This window comes from Pseudomonas saliphila (genome assembly GCF_008638345.1).
GTDB lineage: Bacteria > Pseudomonadota > Gammaproteobacteria > Pseudomonadales > Pseudomonadaceae > Halopseudomonas > Halopseudomonas saliphila.
The window spans coordinates 19321-35257 of the sequence record NZ_VTVA01000022.1; the positions used below are offsets into that span (position 1 = coordinate 19321).

General features: G+C 57.1%; 15 protein-coding genes. 7 read left to right on the forward strand and 8 right to left on the reverse strand.

All coding sequences use genetic code 11. The features are described 5' to 3' along the window. Positions 1 to 747 precede the first annotated feature (747 nt). The 7 genes from FHK95_RS18095 (at position 748) to FHK95_RS18125 (ending at position 6411) form a co-directional block, all read left to right on the forward strand. Positions 748 to 1761: a TRAP transporter substrate-binding protein gene (locus tag FHK95_RS18095; protein WP_150306047.1), complete on the forward strand. Its 1014-nt coding sequence runs from the start codon at positions 748 to 750 to the stop codon at positions 1759 to 1761. A gap of 75 nt (positions 1762 to 1836) precedes the next feature. Further along, positions 1837 to 2400 (forward strand): TRAP transporter small permease, encoded by a 564-nt coding sequence (locus tag FHK95_RS18100; RefSeq protein ID WP_150306048.1) that lies wholly within the window; start codon positions 1837 to 1839, stop codon positions 2398 to 2400. Positions 2401 to 2402: 2 nt separating this feature from the next. Then, complete coding sequence (locus FHK95_RS18105) at positions 2403 to 3743, forward strand: TRAP transporter large permease (protein ID WP_150306049.1); 1341 nt, start codon at positions 2403 to 2405, stop codon at positions 3741 to 3743. Between the two features lie 60 nt (positions 3744 to 3803). After that, on the forward strand, positions 3804 to 4310 hold the full coding sequence (locus FHK95_RS18110; RefSeq protein WP_150306050.1) for a universal stress protein: 507 nt from the start codon (positions 3804 to 3806) through the stop codon (positions 4308 to 4310). 65 nt (positions 4311 to 4375) lie between these two features. Further along, a complete protein-coding gene (locus FHK95_RS18115) occupies positions 4376 to 5347 on the forward strand; it encodes a YeiH family protein (protein ID WP_235906830.1) in 972 nt (323 codons plus the stop codon). Then, on the forward strand, positions 5347 to 5547 hold the full coding sequence (gene thiS / locus FHK95_RS18120; RefSeq protein WP_150306052.1) for a sulfur carrier protein ThiS: 201 nt from the start codon (positions 5347 to 5349) through the stop codon (positions 5545 to 5547). The genes FHK95_RS18115 and thiS overlap by 1 nt, the downstream gene beginning before the upstream one ends. 63 nt (positions 5548 to 5610) lie before the next feature. Next, on the forward strand, positions 5611 to 6411 hold the full coding sequence (locus tag FHK95_RS18125; protein WP_150306053.1) for a thiazole synthase: 801 nt from the start codon (positions 5611 to 5613) through the stop codon (positions 6409 to 6411). A gap of 341 nt (positions 6412 to 6752) precedes the next feature. Here the strand turns inward: FHK95_RS18125 and FHK95_RS18130 are convergent, their stop codons facing one another. From FHK95_RS18130 to FHK95_RS18165, 8 genes are all read right to left on the reverse strand, one after another. Next, the gene (locus FHK95_RS18130; RefSeq protein WP_150306054.1) at positions 6753 to 7040 is read right to left on the reverse strand and encodes a helix-turn-helix domain-containing protein; all 288 of its coding nucleotides are present in this window, start codon (positions 7038 to 7040) and stop codon (positions 6753 to 6755) included. A gap of 618 nt (positions 7041 to 7658) precedes the next feature. Continuing rightward, entirely contained in the window at positions 7659 to 9437 is a 1779-nt protein-coding gene (locus FHK95_RS18135; protein WP_150306055.1) for a mechanosensitive ion channel family protein, read from the reverse strand. A gap of 206 nt (positions 9438 to 9643) precedes the next feature. Next, positions 9644 to 10594 carry an isopenicillin N synthase family dioxygenase gene (locus FHK95_RS18140; RefSeq protein ID WP_150306056.1) on the reverse strand — a complete coding sequence of 317 codons (951 nt, stop codon included), beginning with the start codon at positions 10592 to 10594 and terminating at the stop codon, positions 9644 to 9646. A 65-nt stretch (positions 10595 to 10659) separates the two neighbouring features. Further along, a complete protein-coding gene (locus FHK95_RS18145; protein ID WP_150306057.1) occupies positions 10660 to 11319 on the reverse strand; it encodes a TetR/AcrR family transcriptional regulator in 660 nt (219 codons plus the stop codon). A gap of 60 nt (positions 11320 to 11379) precedes the next feature. Beyond that, positions 11380 to 12132, reverse strand: coding sequence for an outer membrane protein OmpK (locus tag FHK95_RS18150; protein ID WP_150306058.1), 753 nt, complete (start codon positions 12130 to 12132; stop codon positions 11380 to 11382). Between the two features lie 52 nt (positions 12133 to 12184). Further along, the gene (locus tag FHK95_RS18155) at positions 12185 to 13111 is read right to left on the reverse strand and encodes an ABC transporter permease (protein WP_150306059.1); all 927 of its coding nucleotides are present in this window, start codon (positions 13109 to 13111) and stop codon (positions 12185 to 12187) included. Between the two features lies 1 nt (position 13112). Next, positions 13113 to 14201, reverse strand: a complete 1089-nt coding sequence (locus FHK95_RS18160; protein ID WP_150306060.1) for an ABC transporter permease — start codon at positions 14199 to 14201, stop codon at positions 13113 to 13115. Continuing rightward, a complete protein-coding gene (locus FHK95_RS18165; RefSeq protein WP_150306061.1) occupies positions 14188 to 15744 on the reverse strand; it encodes an ABC transporter ATP-binding protein in 1557 nt (518 codons plus the stop codon). Before FHK95_RS18165 ends, FHK95_RS18160 begins: the two co-directional genes overlap by 14 nt. Positions 15745 to 15937: the final 193 nt, after the last annotated feature.

The window sequence follows — 15937 nt, forward strand, 5'->3', positions numbered from 1 at the left end:
CGCGCGTCGCAAGTTCGTGGAGGCCGAAGAAGGTCCAGCCCAGAGCAAGGTCGGACAAGCCGTCGAAGCTTTGGGCTAGATCCACAGCATTTGGCCGTGGAAAAGCGGGACGAATATGTTACCGCTTAAGAAAGGCAGGTTTTTGCGTCAAGAATCAGGAGTCATTCAAAACAACCATTGGCAGTGCCTGAGCTTTATATGATCTGGCTGTGGGTCAAGCTGATTTTCATTCTGACGAATGGTCGAGTTCCGATGGCCGGAGAAATTTTACCCGGCGATTGGTGAGCCATCGTAAGGACGCTCTTGCAGCCAGACGCGAGAAGGTAAGCAGGCCAGCTCAGAGCCTACAGCCTGTTCGAAAACCGCTCGAGCCAGTGGGGCTCAGCCCTCCACTTGAGTGGTGGAGTGCTCACCAAATTGCGATCATCGACAGCCGGCGAGGATCCCGATCAGCTATTGCTTTGAAATCATGGTGCTGCCATTCAGATGCGTGGAGCGGCTACGTTTAGATTGAAAAGTAGATGACCTACCAGGGATTTTCAGATTGGTTTTAGAGTCTGGCCCAACACAAGGTTGCTGGCTGGCTCTATGGGTTAGAGATCTGAGTGCGTACAAAAGAAGCATCAGTCGTTAATGTTGCAGTAATAAAACACAAATCGACTTGTTCGAATGCCAGAGTCAGAACAGGCGTTTATCGAGCACCGCTGGTCATGACTGTCACAACAATAACAAGGCTTGGAGATAATAATGCGTACACACAAACTAGTACTCCCCGTGGTCGTTTCTGCTGCTTGTTTAGCTTTCGGCGCTAACGCCATGGCTGCTACTTGGAAAATGGCCATTGGCGATGCTGCGGGCGGCACCCAGTACGAGCTGGGAAAAACCTTTGCCGAAGAAATGGATAAGCGCACCAACGGCAAAATAGACATCAATTTGTTCCCCAATGGTCAGCTCGGTAGCGAGCAGGACACCATCAATAACGCGAGCATGGGCATTCTTGATCTGTCCATTCTTGCGATCAACAACATCACTCCTTTTTCCCCTTCTGTTGGCGTGATGACGCTGCCGTACGTGATTCAAGGACCGGAAGACGCCAAATTGCTGACCCAGGGTGACGTGGGCAAGCAGATGACCGAAAACACCATTCGCGACGCTGGCGTGCGGATTCTGGGCTGGGCCTATTCCGGCTGTCGTCGCTTGAGCAACTCAGCTAAGCCGGTGGCATCCCCATCGGATCTGAAGGGTCTGGTCATTCGGGTACCGAAGAACGAAATCATGATCGCCTCGTATCAGGCCTGGGGCGTTAATCCAAGTCCGCTGGCGTGGTCCGAAACCTTTACTGCTTTGCAGCAGGGCGTTGTTGATGGCCAGGACAACCCCTACATCACCATTGATGCGATGAAGTTCTACGAGGTTCAGAAATACATCACCGAGAGCTGCTACGTGTTTTCACTGGAGCCGCTGATTATGGGAGAAGGTGCGTTTCAGAGCCTGACCCCGGAAATGCAGACCACTGTTATTGAAGCCGGCCAGGCTGCAACGCAGCACAGCTATGATTACCTGCTGACTAGCGAAGAAGGCATCAAAACGCGCCTGGTTGAAGAACATGGCATGACCATTGTTCAGCCTGCTAATGATGAAAGGGAGTGGATTGAGCAGGCAACCAGCATTTGGCCGCGTTTCTACGACAGCATCGGCGGTAAAGAAAAGCTAGATGATGTGTTGAGTGCCCTGGGCCGCGAGCCGGCACCCGCGAAGTAACCCGTAAACCCGCCCCGGTCTATCTGGCCGGCGCGGGTGTGGTTTCCGGAGGCTTGTCATCAGGTGATCACTGATATGAAGAACACTCTGTTCAAAATAATCGATAACCTTGAGAACTATCTTTGTCAGTTTCTCCTGGTCACGTTTGTGGTGCTGTTGTTTCTCCAAATAGTGCTGAGAAACCTGTTCAACTACTCAATTCCTTGGGGTGATGAGCTGGCAACTTACGCCTTTGTCTGGTTTGCCTATTTGGGTGCGGTCTACGCGACAAAAATGTCTGCCCACAACCGAGTTACCTTTCAGTTCAAGTTTCTCCCCTGTTGGGTAGCAACTTTCTGTGCAGTGCTCACCGATATCATTTGGATTGGTTTTAACGCGGTATTTATCTATCTCAGTTACGACTTTGTGTTTAACAAAATGAATCTGTTCTGGAAATCTCAGACCATGGGGGTTCCCATGAAGTACTTCTACTTTATTTTGCCAATCGCGTTCACCGCCATGACGCTGCGCATTATCCAGAACAATTACCTGCGCTTTGTTAAAAAGATGGATCTTGTCGACCCTGAAGCCAAGGCCCTTGAAAGCCTTAAAAAAGGTGAAGAAGCAAGCGCTATCAACAAGGCCGCAGGGGAGAAATAAGCATGGAATCCACACTGATTTACACTCTTTTTGGCGCGTTCTTTTTACTGCTGGTTCTGGGTGCGCCCATCGCCATTTCTTTGGGCGTTGCCGCACTGGCAACTTATCTCGCCATGGGTGAAAACCCTCTGGCCTTTGTACAAATGGCATTTACCTCAGTTGGTGCTTTTCCGCTGATGGCATTGCCGGCGTTTATTCTGGCCGGTGCGCTGATGGAGGCGGCGGGTATTTCCAAGCGTTTGGTAGATATTGCCGAAGCCTTTGCCGGCCCAATGACTGGTGGGCTGGGTGCGGCAACTATTTTTGCCTGCATGTTCTTTGGTGCCATTTCAGGCTCCGGTCCTGCTACCACCGCCGCCGTGGGCATGCTGATGATTCCGGCAATGGCGAAGCGGGGGTATGACCGTGGCTATGCTTCTGCTATTACCGCGTCCTCCGGTAGCTTGGGTGTGGTGATTCCGCCGTCAATCCCGATGGTGATCTTTGGTATTTCGGGCATGGGTATGCAGCCACCAGCCGAGGCCATTGCCTTGCATGGTGCGTTTCAGACGCTGTCGATTCCTAAGCTGTTTATTGCCGGTATTGTGCCGGGCATAGTAATGGCAAGCTTTCTTCTGGTCGTTAACTACACCATCTCACGTAAACGCGGGTACCGCGGACTGAGCGATCGCTGGTCTTTCCCGGATATCTGGACGGCGTTGCGCAAGGGCGTCTGGTCCATGCTGGCACCCATCATCATTCTGGGTGGCATTTACACAGGCTTATTCACGCCCACCGAGTCCGCGGTCGTGGCGATTGTTTACACGCTGATTGTGGGTATTTTCCTGCACAAAGAGCTGCTGCTGAAAACGGCACTGCGAACTTTGGAAACCACTACTTGGATAACAGGGCGAGTGCTATTAATTCTGTTCACGGCCACTGTATTTGGCCGCCTGCTGGTAGAGAACCGGGTGCCGGCTCACATTGCTGAAGCCATGCTGGGGGTGACCGACAATACCTATCTCATCTGGACCATGATCATCGGCTTCCTGTTGTTTGTGGGCATGTTCATGGAAACACTCGCTGCCATCATGATTCTGACGCCGGTACTGCTTCCCATCATGTACATGCTGGGTATGGACCCGGTGCACGTGGGCATTGTTGTGGTATGTGCCTTGGCCATCGGCTTCCAGACCCCGCCGCTGGGGGAGAACCTATTTGTTGCCTCGGGGATCGGCGGCGCATCGATCGAAGAGATTTCGGTTAAAGCGCTGCCCTTTGCGGCGGCTTCTATTGCTGCCCTGTTCCTGATTGCTTACGTGCCTGAGTTGTCACTTTGGCTGCCCAGCATGCTTGGTTACTGATGACACAACTATCAATGCTTTCGCGATTAAGGGGCAGCCCTGGATCTCTAAGGAGACATTATGAGCCATAACATCAAACGCATTTTGTGCAGTATTGGAATGCGTGGTAATTGCGACCACGTCGTAGAACAGAGCATTCGTCTTGCATTTGCGACTGGCGCCAGTCTGGTCATTCTCCATGTGGTCAAGTCCCTGGCGAACGATGTACTCAACACGCTGCGAAGTAATATCCGCGACCGCGATGTGTTGGGGTCGTTGATGGAGCAACGCATCGCCCAGGGCCGCACCGAGCTTGTAGCGGAGATGGAGGCATTCTGGGGACGCCACCCGCAGCTGAAGGAGCTGATGAAAGATCGCGTCATTGAATTGTCAGTGCTGGAAGGCTATCCCGCGTCGGTGATCAGTCACTTCGCCAGTCGCGGCGAATTCGACTTGATCGTGATGGCCGCCAACAAGAAAACCTATATGGCTACTTACGCCGGTAAGGTAACTAAGGGTGTTATAGCACGTGCCAAAGTGCCCGTTGTTGTTGTTCCGGCCGCACGCACAAGACCTTGGAGTGAATGAGTATGTCGAGTATCCAGTCGTCCTTATCCTCATCGTCGGGCCTGCTTGCGACCGGCCGAAAGCTCATGCCGGGAGTGATGATTTGCGTCACCATCGCCCTGGCGACCACATTTATTGCAGACCACTACGGCGGTCCTACGCTGTTGTACGCCCTACTGTTTGGGATGACCCTGCACTTTCTTACTGAAGAAGGTCGCAGCCTAGCCGGTGTGGAGTTCGCTTCCCGCACTATCCTGCGCCTGGGTGTGGCATTACTGGGTGTGCGCATCACTCTTGAGCAAGTGGCAGAGCTGGGTATTGGTCCTGTGCTAACGGTTATCCTTGGAGTCATTCTGACTATTGCCTTGGGGGCATTGCTGGCGCGGATGCTTGGCCTCAGCCGTGAGATGGGGCTGCTGACAGGTGGCTCGGTGGCGATATGCGGGGCATCAGCCGCGCTGGCGCTGTCTGCGGTGATGCCGCGCAATGAAACTCTCGAGCGCAATACGATTGTGACCGTGGTCGGGGTAACCACACTGTCTACCGTGGCAATGATTGTGTATCCGCTGATTGTGGGCGCCCTGGGTTTGAGCGATACCGACGCAGGTATTCTGCTGGGCGGCACCATCCACGATGTGGCACAGGTGGTGGGTGCCGGTTATATGATTTCGGAAGGTACCGGTGACGTGTCCACCTTTGTAAAACTGCTGCGGGTGGCCATGCTGGTGCCGGCGGTGATGGTGTTCATTTTTTTGTATCGCCGCAACCGGCAGGAATCCGGAGGTGCCAAAGTGCCGGCACTACCGAGTTTTCTGGTTGCGTTTATGGTGCTAGTGCTGATCAATAGCATGGGCTGGATCCCACCGATGGTAACCGATGCATTCACCGATATGTCACGTTGGTGCTTGGTGACTGCTATTGCCGCGCTAGGTATCAAAACGTCATTCCAGAAGCTGGCGGTGGTGGGTTGGAAGCCAGTCATACTGATGATGGCTGAGACCATCTTCCTGTTGCTGCTGGTTATGGCGTGCATCCACTTCGGACTAGCGGGGCTGTGATGAACATTCTACTTAACGGCGAGCTTCTGTCGCTACCCGGCCCCGCCACGGTATATCAGTTGCTGCAGGCCAGAGAGCTCGATGGGCGCAGGCTCGCTGTGGAGTTAAATGAAGAAATTTTGCCCCGTAGCCAACACAAAAATCATCAGCTGCAGCCGGGTGACCGGGTTGAAATTGTTCACGCCATCGGCGGCGGTTAAAACACTGCAAGTGGTAACAATTGGCCCCGCCGAGGCGGCAGATGTTCACAAAGGAAAATTAACATGGCAAAGCAATCTATTGATAAACCCTTGGTGATTGCCGGGCGGCATTTTACGTCGCGGCTGATGGTAGGCACCGGCCGTTACAAAGATTACGATGAGACCGCGCGCGCCCTTTACGAAAGCGGAACCGAAGTGGTGACCTTTGCGGTACGCCGCACCAGCGTTGGGCAGAGTCCCGACGAGCCCAATCTGCTGGATGCCCTCCCACCAAACCGCTACACCTTGCTGCCCAACACCGCTGGATGCTATGACGCACGCTCTGCGGTGCGTACCTGCAAGCTAGCCCGTGAGCTGCTGGATGGCCACAACCTGGTTAAACTTGAAGTATTGGGGGACGAAACCACGCTCTATCCGAACGTCGTCGAAACGTTAAAGGCTGCAGAAGAGCTGATTCTCGATGGTTTCGATGTGATGGTTTACACCAATGACGATCCTATTGTGGCTCTGGAGTTGGAGAAAATTGGATGCTGCGCAGTAATGCCTCTGGGTTCGCTGATCGGTTCTGGCTGTGGTATCCAGAACCCACATAACATTCGCCTGATTATTGAGCGCGCCAGCGTACCGGTGCTGGTTGATGCCGGTATCGGCACCGCCTACGAGGCCGCCATGGCCATGGAGCTGGGTTGTGATGCGGTGATAATGAACTCTGCTATTGCCCATTCTTTAGATCCTATCACCATGGCCCGTGCCATGCGCCTGGCGGTGCAAGCCGGACGTGAAGCCTTCCTTGCGGGACGAATGCCGCGTCGCCAACTGGCTGATCCGTCATCTCCGCTCGCGGGCCGCATCGCCACCGCCTGAGCCGCTACCATTAAGTAAGACTTGCCAGGTTGCGTGTTCTGCGGAGCCTGGATTCTATCAGACGCCAAGTAATGACTGATTGTTGGGGCTTATGTCCTACCCGCAGGCGCGCAGCTTCCCACTTCTATGGGAACACTAATTCTGGGCGTGACCCTAGTGCGCATGCGTAAAACCGGGCGGTCTTCTTCGAATGCGTGAATACCTTGCATTCCGTTGAGCAACCAGATCGACGGGTAATCTCCCTGAATGGGAAGCGTACGGTGAGGTGGCAAGGGTTCGGGGAGACTAATTACAGATAAACTTCGTTTAGTAGTCCGGTAGGCCTGCACTGCGTGATACCGCTATCGCGGTTTGTCGAGCGCTTCGATTTCTTCGCGCACCTGGCGCAGCAGCTCTTCGAGACTGAGCGCTTTGTCTTTTTCAAGATATGTAGCCACAAACAGAGAAAGCGGGTGAACCTCGAGCACTGCGGCTAGTTGCCCTACCTTGTCTATAGTCGGGTTCTTCAGTCCCCGCTCTAGCGCACTGAGATAGGTGCGGCTACTGACTGTGTCGAATGCTTCTTGGGCCAATTTGCGCTGTTTCCTGAATCGCCTGAGGACTGTTCCAAACGCTTCATGATCTTCCATAACGACTGCTCCGTAAAAGAGAGCATGAAGCCTCTTTGCGCACTATAGGGCTACAACCTATAGTGCGCAACGAAGTGGGCTAATACCATGGTGCGGCCTCGTCTAGCTCTGGCATTTCGAAAAGAGGAAGGTTTCCGGACGATTCCACCCAGCTTGGAAGAGCTGCACAGAATGAGCAGATCGCTGGTCGCTCAAATCGACAGCAAGAAACTGGTTGGGCAGCGCAGTCAGCAAGGTGGGTATGGTAGAGCGTGACCCGGGGCCGGGTATTTTATGGCTAGTCTTGGCCAACGTAATTCGTCTGGACCGAACCTTGAGAGCAGCTTTCTAGCCCAGCTACCCAACATCCTACCCAACATTAGCAGTGGGATTAAACGGGACTGGATGAGACGCCAGGAACCATCTTATTTCTAATATATTCATGTAATTCAGTTGCTTAGTGTGCGATCGTGCATAAAAATGTGTGAATATGCATGGGCGGCGGCGGACTCTCTCTCCGGCAGATATTAGCTTCAAAGCCCCGCAAATCGGGGCTTTGTTGTTTATAAGCTTCGCTGTTCCCCCACTTCGCCTTGCTGACCTGTAGAAGATCACCCCGCGCCTTGTGCTGCAGCCAGCTCATCGACGCTTGCTGCTTGAGCCCGGCGGCGGGTAGGGAATGCTGCCCTTGAGTTCATTGACACGCTCGGGCGCGAAGCGCGGCAGAGGCAGTTCGCCGCTCTCCCGCCATTCGTTGACCTTTGCTTCGGCAGCGCGCGACTTGTCTTCGGACACTCCGGTATCGCCAGCCAGATAAACCGTTTGTGATGGAAAGGCGAAACCGGTTCCGCTCTCCTGGACGATATCGGCGATACGCAGATACAGATCTTCCTGAATCTCCAGGAAATCGTCGTAGTCCTTTGCCAACACGTAGGCGAACACTTCGAGATTGACCGAGGTTGCGCCGAACCCGACGAAGCGTACCCGCGCCGGATCTGGATCGACCTGCGGATGTGCGTACAACATTGAGCGAATCTCGACCAGCAGGTAGCGGATCTGATCCGGGGTCGTTTCGTACCGCAAGCCCAGCGCAGGGTGAAACCAGAAGCGGTCGCGGTGCGCGTAGTTTTCGATGACTTGCCCCGACAGGTCTCCGTTGGGAATCACCACCATGGTGCGATCCAGGGTGCGGATACGGGTCGAGCGCATACCGATCTGCTCAATGGTACCGAGGGTATCCCCGACCTTGCAGAAGTCGCCCACTCTTACCGGCTGATCAAGAATCAGGCTGAGGCCGCCGACCAGGTTTTCGACGGTTTTTTGCGCGCCTAGGGCGATGGCGATACCGCCGATACCCAACGCGGCCAGGCCTGTCGTCACATCGAAGCCGATGATATCCAGTACGCTGATCGTACCCAATGCAACCAGCAACACCTTGAGGCTGCGGCGGAAGAACATGATGGCGGATAGCGCACCCATGTTGGCTCTGCGCGTCATGCGCGAAAGCAGTCCGTCGGCGATCACATCAATCAGTCGCCAGGCCAACAGCAGGATGGCGAACCAGGCGACCAGCACAATCACCTGGCTGAAATATTGCCGGACAATAATCGAAATCCCTGCGCGCTGGGCGGCTGCGACGAATAGCATCACGGCCAGATACACCCGAATCGGCTGGGCGAAGGCCTGGACCAGGCCCGCCGGATAGTTCGGGAAACGCCGTTTCAGTACGTGCCGCGCCGCACCGATTACCGCCGCGACGAATAGCCTAGCGATCACATACGTGACGACCGCCAGCAGCACCATGGCCAACCAGTGACCAATCGGCACGCCTTGCCATTTACGCTGAATCAGAACACTCGGCAAAAGCTGATCCACGGTGGTGCTCAGGTTTTCATCGAGGCTTTCAGGCAGGTATTTCAGCGTCTCCGAGGAGATTTGCCATAGCGGCTCGTCGGTCTCCTGGGTCCGCTCCAGGTACAGCGGTACCACCTCGTCCTGCAGCGTAACCGAACCGATTCGTTCCATATGCGGGGCAAGCCCATCATTGAGCTTGCCCTCGGGCTGGTCGCTGAGTGCCACTGACGGTTGTACATCGCCGCCCTGATCCAACGCTATGCGCAAACGACGGGCAATCTCAGCGCCGCCCTGGCGGCTGATTCGCCGCGGCAGCCCGGACAGATCCAGATATTCGGCTGCCTCGTCGTAGCTTTCCTCGGCCATCGCATGGATGTAACCGCCGAAGGCTCCACGCGGGGTCGTTCGCCCCAGCGGGTCTGCGGGTATCGCTGGCTGCTCCTCTGTTGCTTCGTCAGTAGCTTCCGGCGCGGGGTCTTGGGCTGCAACGGGCCCACCGGTCATCCAGGCGATACTGATAAACAACAGAGCTAGCAAACACTGACGAGGTCTGTGGATAGGCATAGGCATCCTTCCGGCAGAGCAGGGTGAGGCAATTCAGAGCAGCGGTCTGCCCACCACTGAACGCCAAGTATAGCTATACCAGGATCGTCGTCAGCGCTGGCTGCCCTCAAACCGGTCGAGCGCCGATTCATGTGTGAATTGGGATCGGGCGCTCTATTAAGCCGCGCAGCTCGCTACCTGTGGCCGCCGTGATGACAGTCCGCATATCAAGCGCCGGGCTGGCGGTGGGCGTAGGTGGCGTTGAGTCGGGCCGCAAGGTACTCGCCGCAGGTCACTGGCGGATATTTCGGCTGCGCATTGGGCACTACATCGCGCGGGTCGACGACTGCATCGGGGTCCACCTCCAGGAAGAAGGCGATGGAGTAGCGCTCACGCTTAGGCGGGCGTACCCGGTGCGGAGTGGACAGATAGATGTCGTTGCTCCAGCGCATCAGGCAGTCGCCGATATTGCACACATAGGCACCGGGAACATAGGGTGCTTCGATCCATTCATTCTGACGGGTCAGCACCTGCAAACCGGCGACCTCATCGGTGGCCAGCAGGGTGATGTTGCCGTAGTCGGTGTGTGCGCCGGCTCCGGCATCGGCGCGCGCCTCCTTGTGGGCGCTGGCGGGATAGCGCAGCAGGCGCAGGGTGGCGACGGGTTGGGCCAGATGCTTATCGAAGTGCGTTTCAGCCAGACCCAGATCGATACTGAAACCCTTGTGCAGCAACCGCCCAAGTTCGAGGCAGTCGTTGAAGTACGCCAGCATCCGGTCCCGCCACTGCGCAAGCTCCGGCCAGAAGTTGACGCCGCGAAAGGGTTTACCCGCCAGTACGTCTGGATGATCGGCAGCGAACTCTGTGCCGATATTGAAGGCTTCTTTCATGTCTGCCCCGGCCCGCGGGTTCAGCCGCTCATCGGCCATTGCGACGTAACCACGGTTGTGCGGGGACAGCTTGATGGACATGGCTTGCTTGTCCCGCAGCGGGAGTTTGAACAGCTGTTGGGCATCACCGAATGCGCGCTGGATGCGCTCTGCGGGTATTCCATGATCCACAACATAAAAGAAACCGACTTCACGGCAGGCGCGGCCCAGTTCAGCGGCGACCCGGGCACGGTCGACGGGGTCAGGACTATTCAGGCCTGCGACAGAAATGATGGGTAGCGATTGCATCGATTAGCCTCCGAGCATGATTGATTTCAGATGACGCTGAGACGCCTGTGCTCGGCTGGACCCGTTCATGGTGGGGGTTCCAGACCGCAACCACGCAGAATCACCTCAGTCAGAAAGTTGGCCGCATGATCGAAATCGAGCTTCTCGTATTCGGCTTTGTTTTCCACCATCAGGATCTGTATATGGAAGTCGGCGTAGTGCTGGGTGGATGACCAGATCAGGAAGATCAGCTGCACCGGATCGACCTTGGCCATGCGGCCTTCATCTACCCAACGCTGGATCACAGTGGCTCGTCCGCGGACCCAGTCGCGCATGGTGCCGCGCAGGTGGTCCATCAGAAACGGCGCGCCCTGGATGATCTCCAGCGCGAACAGACGGGAAGCCAGAGGATGGGTGCGCGATAGTTCGACCTTGGTACGAATGAAGGTAGCCAGTGCTGTGGCGGGGTCGTCTTCCGGCGACACCGAGCTGAATACTTCATTCCAGCGCGTCATGATGTCGTCGAACATGGCGCTGTAGATTTCGTTCTTGTTGCTGAAGTAATAGAGCACATTGGATTTCGGCAGCTCTGCGCGTTCGGCAATGTTTTGTATCGTCGCACCACGAAAACCGTGCTGGGCAAACTCCTTCTCCGCAGCAGCCAGAATAATTTCGCGGTTGCGCTCGCGAATCCGTCCGGGGCGATAGGTTTTTGTTCGAGCTCGAGTTCGGGTCTGGGTGCTCATACCTGTCTCGTCACTTTTAGGCGGTAGGGAGTTCGACGGTAGCCGAACTCCCTGGCTTGATCAAAAGTGCAGCTTGATCAGGGCGCTTGTGGCGCTTTCGGTGTCCATTACGGCATCACCCAGGCCGTACTTGTTGTTCCAGTAGGAATACTCGATCCCTGCGTACAACACGTGCGGGCTGCCAAAGTAGTTGCCGATATCCAGTTTCAACTGCGGGTTGAAGTGGAAGTCCGACTTGTGATCATCGGCGGCGCTGGACCAGTCGATATAGCCGTCGAAGAGGATGCGGGTGGCGCCGAATTCCATGGGTGCGCCCCAGACGACAGTCAGCTGATAGTCGTTGTCCGTTTCGCTATTGTTGACGTGATAGGCCCGGGTGCCGAAGTACTGCAAACCGGGAATGTTCCAGTCCAGACCCAGGCCCAGCATGACGTTATGAACGTCAGTCCCGCCGCCCATTTCGTACTGGCCGGACAAGGTCACGTCCTTGACCAGGCCGTAGCTCAGGTCGTTCCCCGTCAGCCAGCCGAGGCTGATGTTTGGCGCAAATTCGCCGTACAGGTCATTGGAGTCGGTATCCTTGCCGTGGCCCTGATTGCGGTCTACGAAGAAGAAGGTGCTGCCCCAGTTGTGGCCAGTAGCGTTCTCGAAAGTGAAATAGGTGTCGGTGCGTTGCTGCGGGCCGAACGCCTCGTAATCATCACTGTAGAGCACAGAGATGCTCGAGTCGGAGAAGAACTTCTCGGCTTGAGCAGCAGGGACGAAGGAGGCTGCGACGCAGACTGCCAGCAACGTTTTCTTCAATACTTTCATGGTCATATCCTTGATGTGGTTATTTCTCTGGTTGGCACAGGGGTACTACAGCTCACTTGCTTGGCCGATAAGGCTGGCCGATGGATAAAGGGGTGTTCAGGCGCGTACGCGCTGGATTGCAGGACAGCAGCACCAGCACCGCGATGGTCACGATGTAGGGCAGCATCGCCAGCAGCTCGGTGGAGCTGCGCCAGCCGAGACCCTGCAGTACCAGATGCAAAATGCTCGCGGCGCCGAACAGGTAGGCTCCGAGCAATACGCGCTCGGGTTTCCATGTGGCGAATACCACCAGTGCCAGGGCGATCCAGCCGCGGCCTGAGGTCATGTTTTCAGTCCACATCGGGGTGTAGGCCAGCGACAGATAAGCGCCTGCCAGGCCCGCCATGCCGCCGCCGAAGGCCACCGCCAGGTAACGCACCGCGAGCACACGCATGCCATTGGCGTTGGCGGCTTCGGGAGATTCACCCACGGCGCGCAGGATCAGGCCGCCGCGGGTGTAGCGCAGGAAGATAAAGGCCAGCACGAACAGGAGCAGCGAGAGGTAGACCAGCAGGTCCTGGCGAAACAGCACCGGCCCCAGCACCGGGATGTCGGACAGATAGGGAATGGCAATCTTCGGGAAGCCAGAGATGGATTGGCCGACATAACTGCTGCCGATGAAGGCGCTCAAGCCTGTGCCGAAGATGGTCAGTGCCAGACCGGCGGCGTACTGATTGGCCGCCAGGGTGACCGCCATCAGCGCGAACAGCAGCGACATGACGATTCCGGCAAGGATGGCCACCAGCACCCCGACGGCCAGGCTGCCGCTGGTGACAGCGGCGATAAAGCCCATCACCGCGCCCATCAGCATCATGCCTTCCTGGCCCAGATTGAGTACGCCGGAGCGTTCGCACACCAGTTCACCGAGGGCCACCAGCAATAGGGGTGTGCCGGCAATGATGGTCGCGGCCAGAATGTTGGTAATCAGTAGCGTATCCATGTCAGACCTCCTGCCCGATGGCCACACTCGACAGCGGACGACGCAGGCGCAGGCGGTAGTGGATGAAGGCATCGCAGGTCAGCAGGTAAAACAACAACAGCCCCTGGAACAGACCGGTTATCGCCTTGGGCATGTTCATCGCGATCTGCAGCATTTCGCCGCCCATGAAGGTGAGGGCAAGCAGGGCACTGGCGAGGATGATGCCGACCGCCTGCATGCGGCCCAGGAACACCACGATGATGGCGGTGTAGCCGTAACCCGGGGACACCTGCGGGATCAGCTGGCGGATGGGGCCGGATACTTCCGAGGCGCCAGCCAGACCGGCAAGCCCGCCTGCAATCAGGAAGGCCAGCCAGATCAGCCGTTTTTCACCGAAGCCGGCGAAGGCGGCAGCGCGGCTGTCCTGCCCGAGCACGTTGAGCTGGAAGCCGATAAAGGTCCGGGTAAACAACACGCCGACCGCCACGGCAGCGAAGAGCGCGAACAACAAACCGATGTGCAAACGGGTCCCGTCGATCAGCGAGGGCAACAGCGCAGAGGCGGCAAACATCTCGGACTGCGGAAAGCCGAAACCCATCGGATCGCGCAGCGGACCGTGCACTGCATAGAGCAGTAGGTTCAGCGCGATGTAGTTGAGCATGATGGTGGTCAGTATTTCGTTGCAGTGAAAGCGCGTCTTCAATACAGCGGCCAGCCAGGCCCAGAGCGCGCCCGCGATAATGCCAGCACCCAGCACCACCGACAGTACCCAGAATCCGGTGGCGTCGCTCAATTTCAGCGCGGCCACCGAGGCCCAGAGCGCACCCATCAGGAACTGACCTTCAGCGCCGATGTTCCAGATGCGCGTGCGGTAGCACACCGTCAGCCCTGCCGCGCAGAGCAACAACGGCGCCATTTTCAGACCGAGTTCGGCCCAGCCGTGGGTATCGCTTAAAGGGACCAGAAAGAAGAAACCGAGGGCGGCCAGTGGGTCTTTACCCAGGGCCCAGAACAACACCAGACCGGTAAGAATGGTGAGCAGCAACGCCAGTACGGGCGAACCCCACTGCATTAAGCGCGAATCGACCGCGCGCCGTTCAAGCGACAGCATGGATCACCTCCGCTGCCAATTCGGGGGTATCCGACCGCGGAAATTCCCCGGCCATCCATTGCTCCAGCTGCTCGATGCCCAGTTCGCTGGTGGGTACCAGTGGTGACAGGCGACCGCCACACAGCGCGCCGATGCGGTCACACAGCTGATACAGCTCGTCCAGATCTTCGGAGATCAGTAATACAGTTGCGCCCTGATCACGCAGCTGTATGAGGGCTTCGTGGATGGCCACTGCCGAGCCGACATCGACGCCCCAGGTAGGGTGGGAGGCGACCATCAGGCGCGGCTGCTGCAATGCTTCGCGGCCGATGATGAATTTTTGCAGGTTGCCACCGGACAGGCTGGCCGCCGTGCTATCGATGCTCGCGCTGCGCACATCGAAGCGCTCACGGATACGCGCGGTGTACTCGCGGACCTTGGCACTGCGCACCCAGCCGCGCTTGACCAGTCCGCGGCCATAGGCGGTCAGCAGTGTATTGGCTACCAGCGACATGCCCGGCACGGCGCCACGCCCGAGGCGCTCTTCCGGCACGATGGCCACACCAGCCTGCCGGCGCTGGGCGGGGCCGGCCTGGCCTATATCCTTGCCGTCGATGAACAGCCGGCCGACTTCGCTGCGGCGCTCGCCGGACAACGCGCGGAGTAACTCATCCTGACCGTTGCCCGCGACCCCGGCGATACCGACGATTTCGCCGGCGCGCAGCTCCATATCGATAGCGTCGAGACGGGTGCCGAACGGGTCCGTGGTGGCATGGCTGAGCTGGCGCACACTGAGCAGCACGTCCCCGGGTCGGGAGGGCGTGGCCTGCGTGGAAAGTGGGGTGTCGCTGCCGACCATCATCCGCGCGATATCGTCCACCGATACCTCGGAGGGCACACAGGACCCGGTGACCTTGCCGCCGCGCATCACAGTGGCGGTGTGGCACAGATCGCGGACTTCCTGCAGTTTGTGGCTGATAAACAGAATGCTGCAGCCCTCCGCCGACAGCTGGCGCAGGGTGCGAAACAGTATCTGCACCTCCTGCGGCGTCAATACCGAGGTGGGTTCGTCCAGGATGAGCAGGGCGCTCTGCTGGATCAGACAGCGCACGATTTCAACGCGCTGGCGCTCGCCGATCGACAGATTGGATACATGGCGCCGCGGGTCCAGCGCCATCCCATAGCGGGTGGACACCTCCCGAATCCGCGTCTCCAGCTTGCGGGTGTTCCTTGCTTCGCTTGCTGGCAAACTTAAAGCAATGTTTTCCGCGACGGTCAGGGTTTCAAACAGGGAAAAGTGCTGAAAGACCATCCCCACGCCGATATCACGTGCGTGACGTGGACCCCGGATAAGGGTGGGCGTACCGTTCCAGATGACACTTCCTTCATCGGGCTGAACGACACCGTAGATAACCTTCATCAAGGTGCTCTTGCCTGCGCCGTTCTCCCCGAGCAGCGCATGAATTTCGCCAGCGGCTACCCTGAGGTGAACACCATCGTTCGCCCGGCACCCGGGGTACTGCTTGACGATATTCACCAATTCCAGACGCGCGGTACTCGCCATGTTCCCATCCTTAGCCTCAAATTAACTGACCAGTTAATCAACATTTGGCTAAAAGCAATTTGCTTGCCAATAGCGTCACGTCGTCAAAAAAATCGGTTTTCGGACTAAGTGGTCAGTTTTTTGCAGAGGTCAGGGTGAATGTCCCGCCACCCTTGCGGAACCTAGGGGCGCCAAGCGGTGTAACACTTCACGA

What these genes read in the sequence shown, in the direction of transcription:
- thiS (WP_150306052.1), top strand. Translation starts at nt 5,347, where the DNA reads ATGAACATTCTACTTAACGGCGAGCTTCTGTCGCTACCCGGCCCCGCC.
- FHK95_RS18095 (WP_150306047.1), top strand. Translation starts at nt 748, where the DNA reads ATGCGTACACACAAACTAGTACTCCCCGTGGTCGTTTCTGCTGCTTGT.
- FHK95_RS18160 (WP_150306060.1), bottom strand. Translation starts at nt 14,201, where the DNA reads ATGCTGTCGCTTGAACGGCGCGCGGTCGATTCGCGCTTAATGCAGTGG.
- FHK95_RS18110 (WP_150306050.1), top strand. Translation starts at nt 3,804, where the DNA reads ATGAGCCATAACATCAAACGCATTTTGTGCAGTATTGGAATGCGTGGT.
- FHK95_RS18165 (WP_150306061.1), bottom strand. Translation starts at nt 15,744, where the DNA reads ATGGCGAGTACCGCGCGTCTGGAATTGGTGAATATCGTCAAGCAGTAC.
- FHK95_RS18115 (WP_235906830.1), top strand. Translation starts at nt 4,376, where the DNA reads ATGCCGGGAGTGATGATTTGCGTCACCATCGCCCTGGCGACCACATTT.
- FHK95_RS18105 (WP_150306049.1), top strand. Translation starts at nt 2,403, where the DNA reads ATGGAATCCACACTGATTTACACTCTTTTTGGCGCGTTCTTTTTACTG.
- FHK95_RS18100 (WP_150306048.1), top strand. Translation starts at nt 1,837, where the DNA reads ATGAAGAACACTCTGTTCAAAATAATCGATAACCTTGAGAACTATCTT.
- FHK95_RS18130 (WP_150306054.1), bottom strand. Translation starts at nt 7,040, where the DNA reads ATGGAAGATCATGAAGCGTTTGGAACAGTCCTCAGGCGATTCAGGAAA.
- FHK95_RS18140 (WP_150306056.1), bottom strand. Translation starts at nt 10,594, where the DNA reads ATGCAATCGCTACCCATCATTTCTGTCGCAGGCCTGAATAGTCCTGAC.
- FHK95_RS18125 (WP_150306053.1), top strand. Translation starts at nt 5,611, where the DNA reads ATGGCAAAGCAATCTATTGATAAACCCTTGGTGATTGCCGGGCGGCAT.
- FHK95_RS18145 (WP_150306057.1), bottom strand. Translation starts at nt 11,319, where the DNA reads ATGAGCACCCAGACCCGAACTCGAGCTCGAACAAAAACCTATCGCCCC.
- FHK95_RS18155 (WP_150306059.1), bottom strand. Translation starts at nt 13,111, where the DNA reads ATGGATACGCTACTGATTACCAACATTCTGGCCGCGACCATCATTGCC.
- FHK95_RS18150 (WP_150306058.1), bottom strand. Translation starts at nt 12,132, where the DNA reads ATGAAAGTATTGAAGAAAACGTTGCTGGCAGTCTGCGTCGCAGCCTCC.
- FHK95_RS18135 (WP_150306055.1), bottom strand. Translation starts at nt 9,437, where the DNA reads ATGCCTATCCACAGACCTCGTCAGTGTTTGCTAGCTCTGTTGTTTATC.